22 protein-coding genes are annotated in these 23,162 nt (G+C 56.4%); 20 read left to right on the top strand and 2 right to left on the bottom strand.

The window, feature by feature from the left end; translation table 11 throughout:
• Positions 1-4 precede the first annotated feature (4 nt).
• The 13 genes from B347_RS0107700 to glmS all read left to right on the top strand — a co-directional run bounded on the left by B347_RS0107700 (position 5) and on the right by glmS (position 12,555).
• Positions 5-877, top strand: a complete 873-nt coding sequence (locus B347_RS0107700; protein ID WP_019409123.1) for a ParB/RepB/Spo0J family partition protein — start codon at positions 5-7, stop codon at positions 875-877.
• Positions 878-1,024: 147 nt separating this feature from the next.
• Entirely contained in the window at positions 1,025-1,432 is a 408-nt protein-coding gene (locus B347_RS0107695; RefSeq protein ID WP_019409122.1) for a F0F1 ATP synthase subunit I, read from the top strand.
• Between the two features lie 16 nt (positions 1,433-1,448).
• On the top strand, positions 1,449-2,318 hold the full coding sequence (atpB, locus tag B347_RS0107690; RefSeq protein ID WP_019409121.1) for a F0F1 ATP synthase subunit A: 870 nt from the start codon (positions 1,449-1,451) through the stop codon (positions 2,316-2,318).
• A 120-nt stretch (positions 2,319-2,438) separates the two neighbouring features.
• On the top strand, positions 2,439-2,696 hold the full coding sequence (atpE, locus tag B347_RS0107685) for a F0F1 ATP synthase subunit C (protein ID WP_002555987.1): 258 nt from the start codon (positions 2,439-2,441) through the stop codon (positions 2,694-2,696).
• A 57-nt stretch (positions 2,697-2,753) separates the two neighbouring features.
• Positions 2,754-3,224, top strand: coding sequence for a F0F1 ATP synthase subunit B (locus B347_RS0107680; RefSeq protein ID WP_019409120.1), 471 nt, complete (start codon positions 2,754-2,756; stop codon positions 3,222-3,224).
• A 12-nt stretch (positions 3,225-3,236) separates the two neighbouring features.
• Positions 3,237-3,773 carry a F0F1 ATP synthase subunit delta gene (locus B347_RS0107675; RefSeq protein WP_019409119.1) on the top strand — a complete coding sequence of 179 codons (537 nt, stop codon included), beginning with the start codon at positions 3,237-3,239 and terminating at the stop codon, positions 3,771-3,773.
• A 21-nt stretch (positions 3,774-3,794) separates the two neighbouring features.
• Positions 3,795-5,339, top strand: coding sequence for a F0F1 ATP synthase subunit alpha (gene atpA / locus B347_RS0107670; protein WP_019409118.1), 1,545 nt, complete (start codon positions 3,795-3,797; stop codon positions 5,337-5,339).
• 50 nt (positions 5,340-5,389) lie between these two features.
• Positions 5,390-6,250, top strand: a complete 861-nt coding sequence (atpG, locus tag B347_RS0107665; RefSeq protein WP_019409117.1) for a F0F1 ATP synthase subunit gamma — start codon at positions 5,390-5,392, stop codon at positions 6,248-6,250.
• 27 nt (positions 6,251-6,277) lie between these two features.
• Positions 6,278-7,657, top strand: coding sequence for a F0F1 ATP synthase subunit beta (atpD, locus tag B347_RS0107660; protein ID WP_019409116.1), 1,380 nt, complete (start codon positions 6,278-6,280; stop codon positions 7,655-7,657).
• A 53-nt stretch (positions 7,658-7,710) separates the two neighbouring features.
• A complete protein-coding gene (locus B347_RS0107655) occupies positions 7,711-8,130 on the top strand; it encodes a F0F1 ATP synthase subunit epsilon (RefSeq protein WP_402865679.1) in 420 nt (139 codons plus the stop codon).
• A 115-nt stretch (positions 8,131-8,245) separates the two neighbouring features.
• Positions 8,246-9,613 (top strand): bifunctional UDP-N-acetylglucosamine diphosphorylase/glucosamine-1-phosphate N-acetyltransferase GlmU, encoded by a 1,368-nt coding sequence (gene glmU, locus B347_RS0107650; protein ID WP_019409114.1) that lies wholly within the window; start codon positions 8,246-8,248, stop codon positions 9,611-9,613.
• Between the two features lie 329 nt (positions 9,614-9,942).
• Entirely contained in the window at positions 9,943-10,710 is a 768-nt protein-coding gene (locus tag B347_RS0107645) for a DeoR/GlpR family DNA-binding transcription regulator (protein WP_019409113.1), read from the top strand.
• Positions 10,711-10,719: 9 nt separating this feature from the next.
• Positions 10,720-12,555, top strand: a complete 1,836-nt coding sequence (glmS, locus tag B347_RS0107640; protein ID WP_019409112.1) for a glutamine--fructose-6-phosphate transaminase (isomerizing) — start codon at positions 10,720-10,722, stop codon at positions 12,553-12,555.
• 13 nt (positions 12,556-12,568) lie between these two features.
• On the opposite strand, the gene B347_RS0107635 is transcribed toward glmS, so the two are convergent.
• A complete protein-coding gene (locus B347_RS0107635) occupies positions 12,569-13,531 on the bottom strand; it encodes a bifunctional GNAT family N-acetyltransferase/nucleoside diphosphate kinase regulator (RefSeq protein ID WP_026014051.1) in 963 nt (320 codons plus the stop codon).
• Between the two features lie 332 nt (positions 13,532-13,863).
• Positions 13,864-14,430 carry a hypothetical protein gene (locus tag B347_RS0107625; RefSeq protein ID WP_019409109.1) on the bottom strand — a complete coding sequence of 189 codons (567 nt, stop codon included), beginning with the start codon at positions 14,428-14,430 and terminating at the stop codon, positions 13,864-13,866.
• 184 nt (positions 14,431-14,614) lie between these two features.
• Here B347_RS0107625 and B347_RS0107620 point away from each other — a divergent pair, with 184 nt between their 5' ends.
• From B347_RS0107620 to B347_RS0107590, 7 genes are all read left to right on the top strand, one after another.
• Positions 14,615-15,037, top strand: coding sequence for a RidA family protein (locus B347_RS0107620; protein WP_019409108.1), 423 nt, complete (start codon positions 14,615-14,617; stop codon positions 15,035-15,037).
• 1 nt (position 15,038) lies between these two features.
• On the top strand, positions 15,039-15,404 hold the full coding sequence (locus B347_RS0107615; protein WP_026014050.1) for a hypothetical protein: 366 nt from the start codon (positions 15,039-15,041) through the stop codon (positions 15,402-15,404).
• A 163-nt stretch (positions 15,405-15,567) separates the two neighbouring features.
• Entirely contained in the window at positions 15,568-16,902 is a 1,335-nt protein-coding gene (locus tag B347_RS0107610; protein ID WP_019409106.1) for a serine hydrolase domain-containing protein, read from the top strand.
• Positions 16,903-17,142: 240 nt separating this feature from the next.
• A complete protein-coding gene (gene hflK, locus B347_RS0107605; protein ID WP_019409105.1) occupies positions 17,143-19,080 on the top strand; it encodes a protease modulator HflK in 1,938 nt (645 codons plus the stop codon).
• Between the two features lie 11 nt (positions 19,081-19,091).
• Entirely contained in the window at positions 19,092-20,105 is a 1,014-nt protein-coding gene (gene hflC / locus B347_RS0107600) for a protease modulator HflC (RefSeq protein WP_026014049.1), read from the top strand.
• Entirely contained in the window at positions 20,102-21,160 is a 1,059-nt protein-coding gene (hflK, locus tag B347_RS0107595; protein ID WP_019409103.1) for a protease modulator HflK, read from the top strand. Before hflC ends, hflK (B347_RS0107595) begins: the two co-directional genes overlap by 4 nt.
• Positions 21,157-23,103: a cation-translocating P-type ATPase gene (locus B347_RS0107590; RefSeq protein WP_019409102.1), complete on the top strand. Its 1,947-nt coding sequence runs from the start codon at positions 21,157-21,159 to the stop codon at positions 23,101-23,103. Before hflK (B347_RS0107595) ends, B347_RS0107590 begins: the two co-directional genes overlap by 4 nt.
• The last annotated feature ends 59 nt before the right edge of the window (positions 23,104-23,162 follow it).

Here is a 23,162-nt window from a genome sequence, read left to right as displayed (position 1 = left end):
TTCCATGGCCGTCAAGAAACGAGGTCTAGGACGCGGACTGGATGCACTCCTGAGCGGTCCTACGGTCAGCTCGCTGGAAGAGCAGGCTGTCAAGGTCGATCAAAGCGAACTGCAGCATTTGCCACTGGACCTGATTCAACGCGGCAAATATCAGCCTCGTCGTGACATGGACCCGCAAGCGCTCGAAGAGCTGGCGAACTCGATCAAGGCCCAGGGTGTGATGCAACCGATCGTGGTGCGTCCGATCGCGGGTGACCGTTTTGAGATCATCGCCGGTGAGCGCCGTTGGCGCGCCAGCCAACAGGCTGGCAAAGACACCATCCCGGCGATGGTCAAAGATGTACCCGATGAAACCGCCATCGCGATGGCGCTGATCGAAAACATCCAGCGCGAAGACCTCAATCCGATTGAAGAAGCCATTGCCTTGCAGCGTTTGCAGCAAGAATTTCAACTGACTCAACAACAAGTAGCCGATGCTGTGGGTAAGTCCCGCGTGTCTGTGGCTAACCTGTTGCGGCTTATTTCTTTGCCGGAAGTGATCAAGACCATGCTGTCGCACGGTGACTTGGAAATGGGTCATGCGCGTGCATTGCTCGGTTTACCCGAAAATCAGCAGGTTGAGGGGGCGCGACATGTTGTCGCACGCGGCCTGACTGTCCGTCAGACCGAAGCCCTGGTTCGCCAGTGGTTGAGCGGTAAACAAGAGCCTGCTGAACCGGTTAAAGCAGACCCGGATATTACTCGTCTCGAGCAGCGTCTGGCCGAACGCCTAGGCTCTGCGGTGCAGATCCGGCACGGAAAGAAAGGAAAAGGCCAATTAGTCATTGGTTATAACTCCTTGGATGAGCTTCAAGGAGTGCTTGCTCACATTCGCTGAAACATTTCCTTATGTAGCGCGCAGTCGGAAATCACTACCTGACAGTTGAATAGGGGCTTAAGCGCCCCTATACTCTGCGCGCATTTTGTCGGCACAATTTATGCCAAGTTTTATTGTTTGGTAGCCGACCTTTGAGGAGCAATTGTGATGGAGACACGCACGCCAAACCGCTTGCCGTTCCATCGCTTGGTGGTTTTCCCGGTTTTGCTGGCTCAATTTGTCGTTTTATTGCTGGCTGCTTTGGCGCTCTGGCAATGGCATGGAGTCGTAGCCGGATATTCAGGACTCTGCGGAGGCCTGATAGCTTTGCTACCCAATGTGTATTTTGCTCACAGGGCTTTTCGGTTTACCGGTGCCCGAGCAGCGCAAGCCATCGTCCGGTCGTTTTACGCCGGTGAGGCAGGCAAATTAATTTTGACGGCAGTGCTGTTCGCGCTGACGTTTGCAGGTGTGAAGCCATTGGCGCCGCTAGCTGTATTCGGCGTCTTCGTGCTGACCCAACTGGTCAGCTGGTTCGCTCCCCTGCTAATGAGAACAACACTTTCGAGACCTTAGGGCGTTTGAGGCAACCATGGCAGAAACAACCGCTTCGGGCTATATCCAGCACCACTTACAGAACCTGACCTTCGGGCAGCTACCTGATGGCGGCTGGGGCTTTGCTCACACCGTTGCAGAAGCTAAAGCAATGGGCTTTTGGGCATTCCACGTCGATACCCTCGGCTGGTCGCTGTTTGTCGGCCTGATCTTTATCCTCATTTTCCGCATGGCGGCCAAGAAGGCGACTTCCGGTCAACCAGGTGCTCTGCAGAACTTTGTTGAAGTGCTGGTGGAATTCGTTGATGGCAGCGTAAAAGACAGCTTCCATGGCCGCAGCGCCGTGATCGCTCCTTTGGCACTGACCATTTTCGTCTGGGTGTTCTTGATGAACGCCATCGACTTGATCCCGGTTGACTGGATTCCTCAGTTGGCCATCTTGATCACTGGCGATGAGCACTTCCCATTCCGTGCCGTACCGACGACTGATCCTAACGCCACCATGGGCATGGCCCTGTCGGTATTCGCGTTGATCATCTTCTACAGCATCAAAATCAAGGGTATCGGCGGCTTCATCGGCGAACTGACCCTGCACCCATTCGGCAGCAAGAACATTTTTGTTCAAGCGCTGCTGATTCCGGTGAACTTCCTGCTCGAATTCGTGACGTTGATTGCCAAGCCAATCTCGCTGGCACTGCGTCTATTCGGCAACATGTACGCTGGCGAACTGGTATTTATCCTGATCGCCGTAATGTTCGGCAGCGGCCTGCTTTGGCTTAGCGGTCTGGGCGTGGTGCTGCAATGGGCGTGGGCTGTATTCCACATCCTGATCATCACCTTGCAAGCGTTCATCTTCATGATGTTGACCATCGTTTACTTGTCGATGGCGCACGAAGAGAACCACTAAGACCCGTCTCGGCGAGTCTGGTGCCCCTCTTGCCTCGGTAAGAGGGTGTCGCAAAATGATTTTGTTTTACCGCTTTAATCTAAAAACCTAAACCATACGACGTAAAAGTCGGGAGGAAAGATGGAAACTGTAGTTGGTCTAACCGCTATCGCTGTTGCACTGTTGATCGGCCTGGGCGCACTGGGTACCGCAATTGGTTTCGGCCTGTTGGGCGGCAAGTTCCTGGAAGGCGCAGCGCGTCAACCAGAAATGGTTCCAATGCTGCAAGTTAAAATGTTCATCGTTGCCGGTCTGCTCGACGCCGTAACCATGATCGGTGTTGGTATCGCACTGTTCTTCACCTTCGCTAATCCCTTCGTTGGTCAACTCGCTGGCTAATCACTCGAATTTTCGAGTTGATTAGAGTGATGGACAACGAACGAGCGAGGTGTTGGCGTGAACATTAATGCAACCCTGATTGGCCAGTCCGTTGCGTTCTTCATTTTTGTACTGTTTTGCATGAAGTTCGTGTGGCCTCCGGTCATCGCGGCATTGCAAGAACGTCAGAAGAAGATTGCGGCTGGACTGGACGCTGCTAACCGAGCAGCTCGTGACCTGGAGTTGGCCCAAGATAAAGCGGGTCAGCAACTGCGCGAAGCTAAGGCTCAAGCAGCTGAAATCATTGAGCAAGCCAAGAAACGCGGTAATCAGATCGTAGACGAGGCCCGTGAATTGGCTCGCGTTGAAGCTGACCGTGTGAAGGCTCAGGCTCAGGCCGAGATCGAACAGGAACTGAACAGCGTTAAAGACGCCCTGCGTGCCCAATTGGGTGGCTTGGCTGTTGAAGGCGCAGAGAAGATCCTGGGTGCCACAATCGATCAAAACGCGCACGCGGAGCTGGTTAATAAACTGGCTGCTGAAATTTAAGCGAGGGCGATCATGGCAGAATTGACCACGTTGGCCCGACCTTACGCTAAGGCAGCCTTCGAGCACGCCCAGGCCCACCAGCAACTGGCCTCTTGGTCAGCCATGCTCGGCCTGGCTGCAGCAGTGTCGCAAGACGACACTATGCAGCGCGTGCTCAAGGCCCCGCGACTGACGAGCGCAGAAAAGGCCGCCACGTTTATTGACGTGTGCGGCGACAAGTTCGATGTAAAAGTACAGAACTTCATTCATGTTGTAGCCGAAAACGACCGTCTCCCGCTGTTGCCGGAGATCGCCGCTCTGTTTGACCTGTACAAGGCCGAACGAGAGAAATCGGTAGACGTTGAAGTGACCAGTGCTTTTGCATTGAACCAAGAACAGCAAGACAAACTCGCCAAGGTTCTCAGTGCACGACTCGACCGGGAAGTGCGCCTGCAAGTTGCGGAGGATGCCAGCCTTATAGGTGGTGTCATCATCCGCGCCGGCGACCTGGTTATCGATGGCTCGGTTCGCGGGAAACTCGCAAACCTTGCCGAAGCATTGAAATCTTGAGTTTGAAGGGGCAGCAGAGCAATGCAGCAACTCAATCCTTCCGAAATAAGTGAAATTATCAAGGGCCGCATCGAAAAACTCGATGTGACCTCTCAAGCCCGCAACGAAGGCACTGTCGTCAGCGTATCTGACGGCATTGTGCGGATTCACGGTCTGGCCGACGTAATGTACGGCGAAATGATCGAGTTTCCGGGCAGCGTCTTCGGCATGGCTCTCAACCTGGAGCAAGACTCTGTAGGTGCCGTAGTACTGGGCGCATACACGACTCTGGCTGAAGGCATGAGCGCCAAGTGCACTGGCCGTATCCTGGAAGTTCCGGTGGGTAAGGAACTGCTGGGTCGCGTTGTCGACGCACTGGGTAACCCAGTTGATGGCAAAGGTCCGCTGAACAACACCGAGACTGATGCAGTCGAGAAAGTTGCTCCAGGCGTGATCTGGCGTAAGTCGGTAGACCAGCCTGTACAGACTGGCTACAAGGCTGTCGATGCCATGATCCCTGTCGGCCGTGGCCAGCGTGAGCTGATCATCGGTGACCGTCAGATCGGTAAAACCGCTCTGGCGATCGACGCGATCATCAACCAGAAGAACAGCGGCATTTTCTGTGTATACGTAGCGATCGGTCAGAAACAATCGACTATCGCCAACGTGGTTCGCAAGCTGGAAGAAAACGGCGCGTTGGCTAACACCATCGTCGTTGCTGCCAGTGCTTCCGAATCAGCAGCGCTGCAGTTCCTGGCACCGTACTCCGGTTGCACCATGGGCGAATACTTCCGCGACCGCGGTGAAGACGCGCTGATCGTTTATGACGATCTGTCCAAGCAAGCAGTGGCTTACCGCCAGATTTCCCTGCTGCTGCGCCGTCCACCAGGCCGTGAAGCTTACCCAGGCGACGTGTTCTATCTCCACTCCCGTCTTCTGGAGCGCGCATCCCGCGTATCCGAAGAGTACGTAGAGAAGTTCACCAACGGCGCAGTGACCGGCAAAACCGGTTCCCTGACCGCACTGCCGATCATCGAAACTCAAGCTGGCGACGTTTCCGCGTTCGTTCCGACCAACGTGATTTCCATCACCGACGGTCAGATCTTCCTGGAATCGGCCATGTTCAACTCCGGGATCCGTCCTGCTGTGAACGCCGGTGTTTCGGTATCCCGTGTGGGTGGTGCCGCTCAGACCAAGATCATCAAGAAGCTGTCCGGTGGTATCCGTACCGCTCTGGCTCAGTACCGTGAACTGGCGGCATTCGCCCAGTTCGCTTCTGACCTGGACGAAGCGACCCGTAAGCAACTTGAGCATGGTCAGCGCGTTACTGAGCTGATGAAGCAGAAGCAATACGCACCAATGTCGATCGCTGACATGGCGCTGTCGCTGTATGCCGCTGAGCGTGGGTTCCTGACTGACGTCGAAATCACCAAAATTGGCAGCTTTGAACAAGCGCTGATTGCTTACTTCAACCGCGATCACGCCGAATTGATGGCGAAGATCAACGTTAAAGGTGACTTCAATGACGACATCGATTCTGGCATCAAAGCCGGTATCGAGAAGTTCAAGGCCACCCAAACCTGGTAAGCCGCAGCGGGAGCCGCAAGGCTCCCGCTTGCTAACCTGATAGGTGTTACATGGCAGGCGCAAAAGAGATTCGCAGTAAGATTGCGAGCATCAAAAGCACGCAAAAAATTACCAGCGCCATGGAAAAAGTGGCGGTCAGCAAAATGCGCAAGGCACAAATGCGCATGGCTGCTAGCCGTCCTTATGCGGAGCGTATCCGCCAGGTTATTGGGCATTTGGCCAACGCCAACCCGGAATACCGCCACCCGTTCATGATCGACCGCCCAGTTAAGCGCGTTGGTTATGTGGTTGTGAGCAGTGACCGTGGTTTGTGCGGTGGTTTGAATACCAACCTGTTCAAGGCTTTGGTCAAGGACATGGCGGTAAACCGCGAAAACGGCGCCGAGATTGATCTGTGCGTGGTAGGTAGCAAAGGTGCGGCTTTTTTCCGTAACTTCGGCGGTAACGTCGTCGCTGCCATCAGCCATCTGGGTGAAGAACCGTCGATCAATGATTTGATCGGCAGCGTTAAGGTGATGCTGGATGCATACCTGGAAGGCCGTATTGACCGCCTGTCCGTGGTATCCAACAAGTTCATCAACACCATGACGCAACAGCCGACTGTGGAGCAATTGATTCCACTGGTGGCGACCCCGGATCAAGAACTCAAGCACCACTGGGACTACCTCTACGAACCAGATGCCAAAGAGCTGCTTGACGGCTTGATGGTGCGTTACGTGGAGTCGCAGGTGTACCAGGCGGTGGTCGAGAACAGTGCAGCTGAACAAGCTGCCCGGATGATCGCAATGAAGAACGCCACTGACAACGCCGGTGATTTGATCAGCGATTTGCAGCTGATCTACAACAAGGCGCGTCAGGCTGCGATCACCCAAGAGATCTCGGAAATCGTCGGCGGCGCTGCCGCGGTTTAACGGTTCAAATATTCAGAGGATCCAGCTATGAGTAGCGGACGTATCGTTCAAATCATCGGCGCCGTTATCGACGTGGAATTTCCACGCGACAGCGTACCGAGCATCTACAACGCGCTGAAAGTACAAAGCGCGGCCGGAACCACTCTGGAAGTTCAGCAGCAGCTGGGCGACGGCGTGGTTCGTACCATTGCGATGGGTTCCACCGAGGGCTTGAAGCGCGGTCTGGAAGTCACCGACTCTGGCGCAGCCATCTCCGTACCAGTCGGTAAAGCGACTCTGGGCCGGATCATGGACGTTCTGGGCAACCCGATCGACGAAGCTGGCCCGATTGACACCGAAGAGCGTTGGGGCATTCACCGCCCAGCACCGTCCTTCGCTGAGCAAGCAGGCGGCAACGACCTTCTGGAAACCGGCATCAAGGTTATCGACCTGATCTGCCCGTTTGCTAAAGGCGGTAAGGTTGGTCTGTTCGGTGGTGCCGGTGTAGGCAAAACCGTAAACATGATGGAATTGATCCGTAACATCGCCATGGAACACAGCGGTTATTCCGTGTTCGCTGGTGTGGGTGAGCGTACTCGTGAGGGTAACGACTTCTACCACGAGATGAAGGATTCCAGCGTACTGGACAAAGTGGCACTGGTTTACGGTCAGATGAACGAGCCGCCGGGTAACCGTCTGCGCGTAGCACTGACTGGCCTGACCATGGCCGAGAAGTTCCGTGACGAAGGTAACGACGTACTGTTGTTTGTTGACAACATCTACCGTTACACCTTGGCCGGTACTGAAGTATCCGCACTGCTGGGCCGTATGCCTTCAGCAGTAGGTTACCAGCCGACTCTGGCTGAAGAGATGGGTACTCTGCAAGAGCGCATCACTTCGACCAAAAACGGTTCGATCACGTCGATCCAAGCGGTATACGTACCTGCGGATGACTTGACTGACCCGTCGCCTGCGACCACATTCGCCCACTTGGACGCCACCGTTGTACTGTCCCGTGACATCGCCTCCCTGGGTATCTACCCAGCGGTTGATCCACTGGACTCGACTTCGCGCCAACTGGACCCGAACGTAATCGGCCAGGAACACTACGACACCGCTCGTGGCGTTCAATATGTGTTGCAGCGTTACAAAGAACTGAAGGACATCATTGCGATCTTGGGTATGGACGAGCTGTCGGAAACCGACAAGCAGTTGGTATCCCGCGCTCGTAAGATCCAGCGTTTCTTGTCTCAGCCGTTCTTCGTGGCTGAAGTCTTCACTGGCGCTTCGGGTAAATACGTTTCCCTGAAAGACACCATTGCTGGCTTCAAAGGCATCCTCAACGGTGACTACGACCACCTGCCAGAACAAGCGTTCTACATGGTCGGCGGCATCGAAGAAGCGATCGAGAAAGCCAAGAAACTGTAATTCGGGCGCCCGGAAACGGGCGCTAATCAGGTTGAGGCAATCAGATGGCTAATATGACAGTCCATTGCGATATCGTCAGCGCGGAAGGAGAAATCTTTTCCGGTCTGGTTGAGATGGTGATTGCGCACGGTGCACTGGGTGATCTTGGTATCGCTCTGGGCCACGCTCCGCTGATCACTAGTCTGAACCCAGGTCCGATCCGCCTGATCAAACAGGGTGGCGAAGCCGAGGTGTTTTACATCTCCGGTGGTTTCCTCGAGGTTCAGCCGAACATGGTCAAGGTACTTGCCGACACCGTGCAACGCGCTGCCGACCTGGATGAAGCCTCCGCTCAAGCAGCTGTTAAAGCTGCCGAGAAGGCCCTGAACGAAAAAGGCGCAGATTTCGATTACGGATCTGCTGCTGCACGTCTGGCCGAGGCCGCAGCTCAGCTGCGCACCGTCCAGCAAATCCGCAAGAAGTTCGGCGGTTAAGCGTCCTGCTTCATTGTGCGATTGATTAAAAAGGGTAGCCTCGGCTACCCTTTTTCTTTTTCCGCGAATTACTTTTTGGTCACAACCGCTGACCACCCAGGATTGGTAGCCAGTCATGTCTCTCGATATCGTTATTCTCGCCGCAGGTCAGGGCACCCGCATGCGTTCGGCCCTGCCCAAAGTTCTGCACCCCGTGGCCGGCAACTCCATGCTCGGGCATGTTATCCACAGCGCCCGCCAGCTTAAGCCGACCGGTATTCACGTTGTTATCGGCCATGGTGCGGAACAGGTCCGCGAACGCCTGGCCGCTGATGACCTGAACTTTGTGCTTCAAGACAAGCAACTGGGTACCGGTCACGCGGTGGCCCAGGCTTTGCCATTTCTGACGGCAGAAAATGTCTTGATCCTGTACGGCGATGTGCCTCTGATCGAAGTGGATACCTTGCAGCGCTTGCTCAAACAGGTTGCTCCCGAACAACTGGGCTTGCTGACCGTCAACCTGGCAGACCCGACCGGGTATGGTCGGATCGTGCGCGATGCTGGCGGCAATGTCAGCGCCATCGTCGAGCATAAAGATGCAACCGATGAGCAACGTGCTATCACCGAAGGCAACACCGGGATTTTGGCGTTACCGACGGCACGCTTGGCTGATTGGATGAGCCGCCTTTCAAACAACAACGCCCAAGGCGAGTATTACCTGACCGACGTGATCGCGATGGCGGTTAACGATGGTTTGGTCGTGGCCACCGAGCACGCCCATGACCCCATGGAAGTGCAGGGCGCCAATGACCGTAAACAGCTCAGCGAACTGGAGCGTCATTACCAGCTTCGCGAAGGTCGTCGACTGATGGCCTTGGGTGTGACCTTGCGCGATCCGGCGCGTTTTGATGTACGCGGCGAAGTGACCGTTGGTCGTGATGTGCTGATCGACATTAACGTGATTCTTGAAGGTCGCGTGGTGATCGAAGACGACGTGGTGATTGGTCCTAACTGCGTGATCAAAGACAGTACCTTGCGCAAAGGCGTCGTGGTCAAAGCCAATAGCCATCTCGACGGTGCAGTCATGGGCGAGGGCAGCGATGCCGGACCTTTCGCACGCTTGCGTCCGGGCAGCGTGCTTGATGCGCGTGCCCATGTGGGTAACTTTGTCGAATTGAAAAATGCCCACCTCGGCGAAGATGCCAAGTGCGGACACCTGACGTACCTAGGCGACGCCGAAGTCGGGGCTCGCACCAACATAGGCGCGGGCACCATCACCTGCAACTACGATGGCGCCAACAAGTGGAAGACTGTGCTGGGCGCAGACGTGTTCATCGGTTCCAACAATTCGTTGGTAGCGCCTGTGGATATCTCCAATGGAGCGACCACCGCCGCCGGTTCGACCATCAACCAAAACGTGTCAGCGGAGCAACTGGCCGTGGGCCGGGCGCGCCAGCGCAACATAGATGGCTGGAAACGCCCGGTTAAACTCTCAACGCCGTAACGTCATCGCCTCTGTAGCAACGAGCTTAGCTCGCGATCTTTTGATCTTAAAAGATCGCGAGCTACACGTTATCCACAAGCGAGCATTGTATTTAGTTACACTTTTAAGTCATCGTATAACTGTTTTAAATCAGTATGTTACGAAAACAAGCATCAACGACCTGTGGATAAGATTCCCTTTTATTGTCCATCAATGACCGAGCAATACCCCGGCAAATGGGGACAACAGTGAGTTATTCACAAAAATAAACCGCAACAATTTCTTGACGACTATTTCGAGATAGGGTTTTATTGCTTTCGTTATCTTTCGAATCGAAACTTAGAGTCGTCATGTCTAAACGCAACACGCCCCAGCGCAGACACAACATCTTGGCCTTGCTCGCAGAGTTGGGTGAAGTCAGCGTGGATGAATTGGCCAAACGCTTCGAAACCTCCGAGGTTACGATTCGCAAGGATCTGGCGGCACTCGAAAGTAATGGCTTATTGCTGCGTCGTTACGGCGGCGCCATCACCATGCCGCAAGAACTGGTGAGCGATGTCCCTCAGCCCGTTTCTCTTTATAAACAAGCCATTGCCCGTGCGGCCGTCGGTCTGATTAAAGAACATGCGCGCATCATTATCGACAGCGGCAGCACCACCGCTTCGATGATTCCACAACTGGGCCTGCAACCAGGCTTGGTGGTGATGACCAACTCCTTACACGTGGCCAACGCGCTCAGTGAACTAGAGCATGAACCTGTGCTGTTGATGACCGGTGGCACGTGGGACCCTCATTCCGAGTCCTTTCAGGGACAGGTTGCCGAACAGGTGCTGCGTTCTTACGACTTCGATCAATTGTTTATCGGCGCTGACGGGATCGACCTGCAGCGGGGCACGACAACGTTTAATGAGTTGTTGGGCCTGAGCCGGGTCATGGCCGACGTCGCGCGTGAAGTGATTGTGATGGTCGAGTCCGACAAGATCGGACGCAAAATACCCAACTTGGAACTGCCTTGGAGCAGCGTCCATACCCTTATTACAGATGATCGCTTGCCGCTTGAGGCACGCGAACAGATTCAGGCCCGGGGCATAACGCTGTTATGCGCGGCCCTAAGCTAGGAGACTCTTATGTGTGGAATTGTAGGCGCAGTCGCTGAACGCAATATCACGGCCATTCTGCTCGAAGGCCTGAAACGTCTTGAATACCGCGGCTATGACAGCGCCGGTGTGGCCGTATTTACCAACAACGGCACACTGGAGCGCGTACGTCGCAACGGTAAAGTAGCTGAGTTGGAACAAGCACTGGCCGGTGAGCCATTGGTGGGTCGCCTAGGTATTGCGCACACCCGTTGGGCTACTCACGGCGCGCCATGCGAGCGCAATGCTCACCCGCATTTTTCGAGCGCTGATCTGGCTGTTGTGCACAACGGCATCATCGAAAACCACGAAGCGTTGCGCGCACAGCTCAAAGGCCTGGGTTATGTGTTCACCTCGGACACCGACACCGAAGTGATCGCCCACCTGCTGCACCACAAACTTAAAGAGCAAAGCGACCTCACCGAAGCCTTGAAGGCCACGGTTAAAGAGTTGCACGGTGCTTACGGTCTGGCCGTTATCAATGCCAAACAACCGGATCGCTTGGTCGCCGCTCGCAGTGGCAGCCCGCTGGTGATCGGTTTGGGCCTGGGTGAAAACTTCTTGGCGTCCGACCAATTGGCCCTGCGCCAAGTGACTGACCGCTTCATGTACCTGGAAGAAGGCGACATTGCGGAAATTCGCCGTGACAGCGTGCAAATCTGGGACGTAAACGGCCAAACCGTTCAGCGCGAAGCTGTGCAATACCGCGACGGTGCCGAAGCTGCCGACAAAGGCGAGTTCCGTCACTACATGCTCAAAGAAATTCACGAGCAACCAAGCGTGGTGCAACGCACCCTGGAAAACCGTCTGGGCCAGGACCACGTACTGGTTCAGGCATTTGGCCCACAGGCCGCAGAACTGTTCGCCAAAGTGCGCAATGTTCAGATCGTCGCCTGCGGTACCAGCTACCACGCCGGGATGGTTGCCCGTTACTGGCTTGAAGCGCTGGCCGGTATTCCGTGCCAGGTCGAAGTGGCCAGCGAGTTCCGCTACCGCAAGGTGGTCGTCCAGCCAGACACCCTGTTCGTATCGATTTCACAATCGGGCGAAACCGCTGACACCCTAGCAGCACTGCGTAACGCAAAAGAGCTGGGCTTCCTCGGCAGCTTGGCGATTTGTAACGTCGGCATCAGCTCGCTGGTGCGTGAATCTGACCTGACCCTGCTGACCCAGGCCGGTCGTGAAATTGGCGTGGCATCGACCAAAGCCTTCACCACTCAGTTGGTGGGCTTGCTGTTACTGACCCTGTCCCTGGGCCAAGTTCGCGGCACGCTGGAAGCCGGTGTTGAAGCGCAACTGGTTGAAGAACTGCGTCGCCTGCCAGCCCGTTTGGGTGAAGCACTGGCGATGGACGCCACCGTAGAAAAAGTTGCCGAGCTGTTTGCCGACAAACACCACACCTTGTTCCTGGGCCGTGGAGCTCAGTTCCCGGTGGCGATGGAAGGTGCGCTCAAGCTTAAAGAAATTTCGTACATCCACGCCGAAGCGTACCCAGCCGGTGAGCTGAAACACGGCCCACTGGCGCTTGTGGATAACGACATGCCGGTAGTGACCGTTGCGCCGAACAATGAACTGTTGGAAAAACTGAAATCCAACCTGCAAGAAGTTCGCGCCCGTGGCGGTGAGTTGATCGTGTTTGCAGACGAGCAAGCTGGCATGAGCAATGGCGAAGGCACGCACGTGATCAACATGCCGCACATCCACGATGTGCTGGCCCCAATCCTCTACACCATCCCGCTGCAACTGCTGTCGTACTACGTTGCCGTGCTCAAAGGCACCGACGTAGATCAGCCGCGCAACTTGGCGAAATCGGTCACCGTGGAATAACGTCTGTCGTGACTTACAGATGGAAATCGCCCGCAGCCTCTGGCTGGTAGAGCACTTTCCTGATCTCAATGCGGCGGGTTCGATCTGAAATTCGCCAGTCGATGGCGTCCCCCTCCTGGTAGCCCAGGATGGCGGCGCCAATGTCGGAATACACGGAATGCTTCCCTGCGTTGCTGTCCGCGTCTTCTGGGTAGACCAAGGCCACTTCGATTTCTTCGTCGTCCAGTTGCAGCAAGGCCCTAGAGTTCATCGTGACGACATTGCGCGCCACCTGCTGCGGCTTGACGACAATGGCTCGCTCAAGTTCATGTTCGAGTTCAACCACGGCCGGACCTTGCTCGATCGCGATAAGAATCTCGAGCCTGGCCTTGTCGATTTCAGTGATGTAAATCTTGGTGGAGTCGCCAACGGCACCTTCGCGCAAGAGCTGGAGATAGCGCCCCGCCGTCATGGAAAATGACTTCAATGTCGGCGTTTCGCTCTCAAGCACAAAGCCGCTGCGCAGAAAGGCTTTCAGCGAGCGCGCGTTGTCCGGGTGGATCTTGGCGATGAGCTTCTTGGCTCGCATGTCGAGGAAGGCCAGTTTCATGCCTTCGCGGATCGTGCGGGCGCCAAGGTTTCGGCCCCATTTATCGCTGTCTCCGATGACCAGGACTATCTCGCAATTGGCACCAGTTTTGATTAAACGGACAAAGCCCACCGGGGCATCATGCCTGTCAAAGGCCATGAAGAACCGGCCGCCCTGGTTGAAAAGATGAGTCAGAATCGGCAATTGAGTCCGATCAATGGCGTGTTCAATAGTGCGCGAGACATCACGCGAATCGCTCAGATAGCAGGTGACGCGCTCATCCTCCAACCACTCCATTAACGTCAGCGCGTGCGCACGAGTAACTTCAGGGCACAGAGAAATAAAAGGCTTGTTCATCTTAACCACACTTAAATGCAAAGGATGGAAGCCCTTCATGGCTGTGGTCATGACGGTTCTTCGGCAACCGGCTATTTTAAGACATATCGTGAGTAATGCCGAACAGCCTGAAGAGTTCGAGGAAACCATCGTTTTGCCAAACCCGAACCAGTAAAACGGTCAAGCCTCCATGAAGCCCAGTACCAGTCAGAATGATCAGCGCTTGGCCCAGCTTCATAATCAAGACAATAAAACCTTATTTGAGACTAATTTGACTCATTAGAGAATTATAGGTATCTTTTGATCTGCTTTATTAGGCTTTGATGGTGTAACCAGCTTTTTATCGCAGTGTGTCTTCGTCTATCAGGCTCTTTTTATCAATCTTGCGCTCGACAGCGGTGGGTCTACTTGCCGGATTTTGCACTGGCGGCGCCGTGTAAAAACATTTGTTCCAACACATTGATGGAGTGGGCGCTTGCCGCCCGTCCACGCCGCTCTGCATCGACCATTGCGAAGATCATGGTTGTAAACAGTTCTGAGAAAACGGCGGCCGTGATGTCTATTCGAAAAGCCCCCAATTGCTGCCCGTACAGGAAAAACGCATCCAGCGCATTTATGTAGGAGAGCCAGCGATCACTTTTACCTCCAGTACCTACCGTGTCGGAGCGGTATTGAAACAGTAAGAACGCCAGCAGTTCGCGATGCTCAAGATGCTCGCTGATTAGGTTGCGGAATGTCGCATTGGAATCGGCACTGTTCATATCAATCCTATTAACTACCTGGTTCAGCGCAGCCTCGCCATGCGCCTCCAAGATGTGCACGAGGTTATCGCGCGTGCCGCAAAAACGATGGAGGGTTGCCTTGCTAACGCCAGCAGCTTCAGCAAGGTCTTTGAGGGTTGCTCGTGGACGATCAACGATGCCTCGAGCCAATGCTCTGATCAGTCGTTCGTCTTGGGGGATCGGATCCATGGATTAACCTTTGTGCCCGGAGAAAAGACACTCATGGTGCAGGAAAAAATATCAGCGTCAACGGAATCTGAGGTGAAAAGATTTCAAATGAATCTAATTAAATCCAGAAATGCCCATAGGGCTTAACCTGATCCTATTTAAAACCCCCGATTATTTTTTCAACCGCGCACAAGGAAACCTTGTTATGACAAGTTCTATTCAAACGAAGGTGATTACCTGCATCAATCCATCGACATTGCTTGATACGTCCGCCTATGGATTTTCGCAAGTCGTTGTGGTGCCTAACGCTGGACACACGGTGTACCTCTCGGGTCAGTCCAGTAGCGATACGCAGGGCAACATCGTCGGCAAGACCATGGCTGAACAAGTTGCGAAGGCGTTCAACAATCTGAAGTGTGCCATCAAGGCATCTGGCGCCCGACCGGAACACGTTGTGAAGGTCCAGCTTCTGGTGGTTGACCATCAGGAAGAGTATGTGGGTTGCATCCAATCCGAGCTCAAACAGTTGTTTGGCGACCACCTACCGGCCAGCACATTGATCCCGGTTCCGCGTCTTGCCTTGGATGCCATGCAGTTCGAAATCGATGCCACGCTGGTCATTCTTTAGGATGGACAGTCCTTATCCTCAAATCAGCGAGCGTATGAACAATCGCCGCTTTGCCGTCGCGCAAAACGCTCACGGGCTGTCCGATGCCAGCACCGTGTTTCACTACCACGTTGAGGGTAATGCCCTATCAGGCACCTACCAAGGCGGTCATATTCGTCAGGGGCATTTGGTCGGACGCGCCACCGGTCCCGACACCATCGAACTGCTTTATCAGTGCATCACCACTGAAGGTGAGCTGCTTTCCGGCTGGTCCCGTGGAACGGTCGGCGTTGATCACGCTGGGCGCACCACGCTGGCTTTCGTATGGGGCTGGCTGTCAGGCGCGACCGGAGGCGGGGAGTCGAGTTACCTCGAGGTGGGCGCGTAAAAAAGCCTTACAACAGGCACTCATCCTGCCGTTGCGTATTTATCGGCGATGGCGTCAATACACGCTAACCTCTCTAGCGCTGGGTAACGCACGGTCTAGAACTGAAATGGAACATTCAGTTCTGTCGTTGAGCCGGGTCTCGTTCCTTTACTGAGGCGTTTGTATGTTTAAGCTTTTTTTTAAACCGGGCTGCACCGGCGCGGTTTTTTTACTGTCTTGCCTGGCTGCTTCCATCGCTTGCGCCACCGATAAAACCACCTACCCCGATGCCGCCGCCAGCGATCCCAAGACGATGGTCTGGATGGTCGGCGCGCCACCGCCACCGGATCGCATCGTGCGCTTTGCCGATGGCAGTTATTTCCAGTTTCCGGCCATGCGCTGGAGTGTTTCCAACTTCCGCCAATTGATGCCCACCACCAATGTGTCCCGCGGGCTCGGCGCTCCGGTACCGCTGGCGCGAGCCTTGCGCACAGACATCGACGCCCTGACTTTTACGCCGCTGGGCGCCAGCCAACCGATGACGTGGGAGCAATCGCTGGCGGCCAACTACACCGACGGTATTGTAGTGCTGCACCGCGGAAAAATTATTTATGAGCGTTATTTTGGTGTGTTGACCCCCCAAGGTCAGCACGGCGCCATGTCGATGACCAAATCGGTAGTGGGCACGATGGGTGCCATGCTGGTGGCGGATGGCACCTTGGATGCGACTAAAAAAGTGGCTGATTATGTGCCGGAATTAGCTAAGTCAGCTTTTGGCAGCGCGACCCTGCGTCAGGTGCTGGACATGACCACCGGGCTCAACTACAGCGAAGATTATGCCGACCCGAATGCTGAAGTCTGGAAGCATGCACAGGCGGGTAATCCACTGCCAAAACCCAAGGATTACACCGGGCCGCAGAGTTACATGGAGTACTTACAGACGGTTCAGCCCGAAGGGGAGCACGGTCAGGCCTTCGCCTATAAAACGGTGAACACCGATGTGCTGGGCTGGGTGATTGCGCGGGTCACGGGCAAGAATGTGGCGCAGTTGTTGTCGGAAAAAATCTGGCAGCGCCTCGGCGCAGAACAAGATGCGTACTTTAGCGTCGACTCAATCGGCACGCCGTTCGCAGGCGGTGGGTTGAACACTGGGTTGCGGGATATGGCGCGGTTTGGCGAGATGATCCGCAACAACGGCCAGTTCCTGGGCGAGCAAATTGTGCCCAAAGCGGTGGTCGATGATATTCGTGCTGGCGGCGACAAGGCCGCGTTTGCCAAGGCGGGTTACGACTTGCTCAAAGGCGGCAGTTATCGCGACATGTGGTGGGTGACCCACAACCCGGATGGCGCATTCATGGCGCGGGGTGTTTACGGTCAGCGTACCTACATCGACCCTAAAGCCGAGATGGTTATCGTGCGTTATGCGTCAAACCCGATTGCCAGCAACTCGGCGAACGACCCGGTGACCATTCCGGCATTTGAGGCTTTGGCTAAACAGCTGATCGCGCACCCCGAGTAACCCTCACAGGGTCGAAAAATAGGCTTTTCCGTACGATGTATCGAGCTTGTCTCGCGATCTTTTAAACAACCAAAAGATCGCGAGGCAGCTGTAGTGGGCCAGTTTATTGGACCACTCGGTAGACGTTTTTCGTCCCTCTACTACGCCCCGCTCACGCCAAGATGAAGATCGCTGGCGGCCCGCAGAAGTTTCACATTATTTGTTATATCGTAACTATATATTTCAGAATGTGGAGCTTCCATGCGTGTCGATTTAGATGCCGAGGAGGGTGGCCTTGAGTCGTTGTCTCGCTTTCAAAGCGCCTCCGTTCAGGCACGGCAACTTTTCCAGCTAGGCGTTGTGCTCGCCGCCCTCGCAATCATGGCGTGGACGGTGGCGTTTTTCATCGGCTTGTTTGCCTCTGATTCGTTATGGCCTGCGTTGCTTGATAACACTGCGGCGGCGTTGTTGGTGCTGGCGGCGGGTGCGCAATCGGCTTTTTGGGTGGCCAACTGGCGCAACGCAGCGTTAAACCCGCCAGCCGCTGTGAGCATTGAGCAACAACCCGCCGCATCTTTAAGTGCTTATGAACGCTTCTGCCGAAAGCTGAGCGCCGGGTCATATCGGTTGTTAAGCAGTATTGGCGCGCCAGCCTTGTGGCTTGCGGGTGTCAGCGGCCTGGCCGTGTGGTGTGTGCAGCACAATTGGAACCTCTCATTACCCGGTACCGCCCTGGGCACATGGGGCCGCATTGCGGCCGGGGTAGCCGTGTTACTGGCGTTTGCGCTGTTGGTGTTTGAGCGTTATCTGGCGCAACAACCCGATGCCAGATGGCCAGAAGCCCGGTTGCTCGCGCCGCTGGTGCGGGTGCCGATCATTACGTTTCTGTTGAGCGCGCTCTGTCTGCTATTTAGCCGCGACGATTCTGTGTGGCCCGCGCGTGTTGCGGTGTTAACGGGCGTGTTGCCAGCGGCCGTAGCGATTGAGTTAATCCTGCGGGCAGTGGCGTCGGTGTTCAGCCCGCAGCGCGATAAGCGTGAACCACGCATGATCGCGCAGAGTTTTATTGCCGGGATGTTGCGCTGGCCGCCGCAACCGTTGCTGGCGTTACAACACGAATTGCACAACCGGTTTGGTATCGACCTGCGACAAATCTGGGCGTTCAGTTACATGCGCAAGGCGTTCTTCCCGGTGCTGGCAGTGATCGTTGCGGTGGGTTGGGCGCTGAGCGGCGTGAATGAAGTCCCGCTGCAAGGCCGTGGCATTTATGAACGCTTTGGTAAGCCGGTCGACGTCCTCGGTCCGGGATTACACGTAGGCTTGCCGTGGCCATTGGGCCGGGTGCTGGCGGTCGAAAACGGCGTGGTGCATGAGCTGGCCACCAGCACCGAATCGGCCGCTGACCCGGTACTGGCATCGGCGGATGGCCTGCCGCCACTAACGGCCAATCGCTTGTGGGACGCCACCCATGTGAATGACAAATCCCAAGTCATTGCCAGTGGCACAGGCGACAAGCAGGGCTTTCAGATCGTCAACATGGACGTGCGCTTTGTGTACCGCATAGGCCTGAGCGATCAAGCGGCGATTGCCGCGACCTATCACAGTGCCGATGTGCCGACGCTGATCCGCAGTACGGCCAGCCGCATTCTGGTGCACGACTTTGCGTCTCGTACATTGGATGGACTGTTGGGCGAACAGCGTACGGCGTTGGCTGCTGACATTGGGCATGCGGTGCAGGCCGATCTGGATGCGTTGGACAGCGGGGTCGAAATTCTCGCCACCGTGGTCGAGGCCATTCACCCGCCGGCGGGTGCGGCGAATGCTTATCACGCGGTGCAGGCGGCGCAAATTAGCGCGCAGGCATTGATCGCACGTGAACGGGGTGCGGCCAGCGAACAGGCGAACGTCGCGCAATTGCAAGCCAGCATAGCTCTGGACCAAGCCAGCGCGGCAGCGCGGGAAGTGAACGCGACCGCGCAGACTTCAGACCTGCGTTTTGGCGCTGAACAAAAAGCCTATGCCGAGGCCGGTCACGCCTTTGTGCTGGAGCAGTACTTAACCCAGCTTAGCCAAGGCATGAACAACGCCAAATTGTTGATCCTCGACCACCGCCTTGGGGGCAGCAACGCGCCAACCCTCGATCTGCGTTCTTTCACGCTGCCGGCCGATCCTGTCGCGCCGCGTAAAGCTGTTCAGTAAGGAGTCTTGTTTTGAGCCACTCACACGATCATCACGCGCACGGCGGCCATCATCACGGCCACCATCATCACCATCAGTGTGATGACCATGAGCCGAGCCCGTTTCCTTGGCGACGCATGGGCTGGGCCGCCTTGTTGGTGTTGTTCGCGGTTGCCGCCGCGAGCCTGGTGCAAGTCCGTTCGGGCGAAGCGACCGTCATCACTCGTTTTGGCAATCCGGCCCGCGTGCTGCTTGAACCCGGTCTGGGCTGGCGCTGGCCCGCGCCCTTTGAAGTCAGCGTGCCGGTGGACTTGCGCCTGCGCACTACATCCAGTGGTCTGCAAGATGTCGGCACGCGCGACGGTCTGCGCATTATCGTGCAGGCCTACGTGGCCTGGCAGGTGCAGGGCGACGCCGAAAACGTACAGCGTTTTATGCGTGCCGTGCAGAACCAGCCGGACGAAGCGGCCCGACAGATCCGCACCTTTGTTGGCTCGGCGCTGGAAACCACAGCGGCCAGTTTTGACCTGTCGAGCCTGGTGAACACCGATGCCAGCCACGTCAAAATTGCCGACTTTGAAGCGCAACTGCGTCAACAAATCGAACAACAATTGCTCAGTACCTATGGTGTGCGCGTGCTGCAAGTGGGCATTGAGCGCCTGACACTGCCGTCGGTCACGCTCACTGCCACGGTCGATCGCATGCGCGCCGAGCGTGAAACCATCGCCACTGAACGCACGGCTGTAGGTAAGCGTGAAGCGGCGCAAATTCGTTCGGCGGCCGAGCGCGATGCCCGCATTCTGCAAGCCGATGCCAGCGTTAAAGCGGCTGACATCGAGGCTAAGTCGCGGGTCGAAGCTGCGCAGATTTATGGGCAGGCATACGCCCGTTCGCCAGAGTTGTACAACCTGCTGCGTTCGCTCGATACGTTGGGGACGATGGTAAATCCAGGCACCAAAATTATTCTGCGCACGGATGCGGCACCGTTTCGGGTCCTGGTCGACGGACCGCCCTCATTGGACAGCAAGGCTGGAGCGCGTCCATGAGCCTCGACTCTGAAGACACCCCAGGTGTCAGCAGCCCGTGGCAACAAGCCGGGCGCTTGGCATTTTTGGGGTTATATGCGGTGACGGTATTTGCCGCCGTGGCGTGGGGTGTTTCCAATGTGCGGCAAATTGATCCGCAGAACCGGGCTGTGGTGTTGCGCTTTGGCGCCCTAGATCGCATCCACAATGCCGGTTTGTTGTGGGCCTGGCCGCAGCCGTTTGAGCAAGTGGTGATCGTGCCCGCCGCCGACCGTGTGAGTGAGCGACGGATCGAAAACCTGCTGCGTTCGGACAGCGCCTTGCAGGCCGACCGAGTTGCAACGTTTGCCACGCCGATCAACGATGCGCTGGCCGGCTCCGGGTATTTGCTGACCGGTGATGCGGGCGTTGTGCAATTGGATGTGCGGGTGTTTTACAACGTCACCGACCCTTATGCCTTCGTGCTGCAAGGTGAGCATGTGTTGCCCGCGCTGGATCGGCTGGTCACACGCAGTGCGGTGGCGCTGACCGCGGCCCGGGATTTGGATACCATTCTGGTGGCGCGTCCTGAGTTGATTGGCAGCGACAAACAGGCGGCTGAGCGCCGCGAGCGTTTGCGCGGTGATTTGGTGCAAGGCATCAATCAGCAATTGGCGGCATTGAGCGCCACGGGACAGGGCTTGGGTGTGCAAGTGGTGCGGGTTGACGTGCAATCGAGTTTGCCGGGCCCGGCAGTGAATGCGTTTAACGCCGTGCTCACCGCCAGCCAGCAAGCCGAAAAAGCGGTAGCCAATGCGCGTAACGACGCGGCCAAAGTGACTCAGGCGGCAACTCAGCAAGCCGACCGTAGCGTGGAACAAGCGCACGCTCAAGCCAGTGAGCGATTGGCTCAAGCGCAGTCGGACACGGCAGGCATCGTCAACTTGGCCAAGGTGCAACAGGCAGGCAATGACCCCGGTTTGTTGCTGCGTTTGTATCGCGAACGGATGCCGAAAATTTTGGGGCAGGCCGGTTCTGTCACCACCGTTGACCCCAAAGACGATTCCCGTCTGATTATTCAGGGAGCCGAACAATGAGTACGCCTGCAACCCAACCCGCCGTCAATTTGCTGAGCAGCGCCGAGCAACGCAGCGCCGCCCGCCAACTGACCTTGGCGATGCTGGCGCTGGGCTTATTAGCGCTTGGTTTGGCGTGGCGCTGGTGGATGCCACTGCAAGTGGGCACCAGTCAGTTGTTGCTGGGGTTTGCCTCGTTGTTGGTGGCGGTGCCGGTCATGCGTTCGGCCTGGTACAGCCTGCGTTATCCAAGCCTGCACGGCATCACTGACCAACTGATTGCCCTGGCGATGTTGGGTGCATGGGCCACCGGCGATTTACTGACCGCCGCATTGCTGCCGATCATCATGATCTTTGGCCACGTGCTCGAAGAGCGCAGCGTGATCGGTTCGCAAGAAGCCATTCACGCACTTGCCAAACTGACCCGCAGCCAAGCGCGTTTGTTTGATGCAGATGGCAGCTTGCGCGAAGTCGACAACAGCACACTCCGCCCAGGAGACCACGTTGAAGTGCGCGCGGGCGATCGGGTACCGGCTGATGGCGTGGTGTTATCAGGGCAAGCTAGCCTCGACACGGCGTCGATTACCGGGGAGTCAGTACCGCTGGAAGTCAGTGTCGGGATGCCCATTTTTGGTGGCGCAATCAACCTCGACGGCTTGCTGCGGGTAGAGGTAACGCGCACAGGTGAGGAATCGACACTGGGCAAAGTCATCGCCCTGATGCAGAACGCCGAGCGCGCTAAACCCCCTATCACCCGTTTGCTTGAACGGTACGCGGGCGGTTACATGGTGCTGGTGTTGATGATCGCGGCGGTGACCTGGTTTATCACCAATGATGCGCAAGCCATGCTCGCGGTGTTGGTGGCTGCGTGCCCCTGCGCGTTGGTGTTGTCGGCACCGGCCACGGCCATTGCCGGAATCGCGGTGGCTGCGCGCCACGGCATTTTGATCCGCAGTTCGGCGTTTCTTGAAGAACTGGCTGACTTAACGTCATTGGTTGTGGATAAAACCGGAACCCTGACCTATGGCACTTTGCGTCTGCACGCGGTTGAAACCGAGCACGCTGACCACCCACGGCTGTTGCAACTGGCCGCCAGTCTGGGCGCTGCCAGCAGCCATCCGGTGAGCCGTGCCTTGGCGGGTTTGGTAAGTCACGCGCACATGCTTGAGCTGAGCGATGTTCGCGAGCGTCAAGGATTGGGAGTGGTGGCCAACACCGAGCAAGGCGAAGCGGCCTTGGGTCGGCCTGAACTATTCGACCAATTGGCTATTACCACCACGCCAGTGCCGGAACATGATGGTCCTATTGCGGGGCTTTCGCTTGATGGGCAATTCCTCGGTTGGTTGCTACTGGCAGACAGCGTCAAGCCAGAAGCCCAAGAGGCGTTGAGTGAATTGCGTGAGTTGGGGCTTGGGCGTCAGGTCTTGTTGACGGGTGACCGTCAGAGCGTGGCCGAACATATGGCGCGGATGGTGGGCATCAGCGACGTGCAGGCTCAGGCATTGCCAGAAGACAAATTGAAGCGTGTACTGAGTGAAATCGACAGCGGCTTCAGGCCGATGGTCGTGGGTGACGGGATCAATGATTCGCTGGCGCTCAAGGCGGGTGTGGTCGGCGTGGCGATGGGCGCAGGGGGAGCAGACATTGCATTGGCCTCCTCAGACATCGTGCTGATCGGCAGTGATCTGCGCCGTTTGGGTACGTGCGTGCGATTGAGCCGCGAGTGTCGGCAGACGTTGCAGGTTAATGTGTTTATCGGCCTTGGCTGGACACTGGCCATTGTTGCCGCCGCCGCGTTTGGTTGGCTGGGTGCTGCTGGCGCGATGATTGCCGCCTTGCTGCACAACCTCAGCACGCTGTTGGTATTGGGCAATGCTGGACGCTTGCTGCGTTTTCATGAACCACTGGAGGTACCTGCCAACGTGGCTCACTCCCAGCCCGAGAACTTACCGCACCGGCTCTAGACTCCGCCTTTCGGCTCCTGGAGCTGAAAGTTTCCGCTAATCGTCTAACCTATAGATTC

Source organism: Pseudomonas psychrophila HA-4, from assembly GCF_000282975.1.
Lineage (GTDB): Bacteria > Pseudomonadota > Gammaproteobacteria > Pseudomonadales > Pseudomonadaceae > Aquipseudomonas > Aquipseudomonas psychrophila_A.
This window is presented reverse-complemented; position numbering and strand designations above follow the sequence as displayed.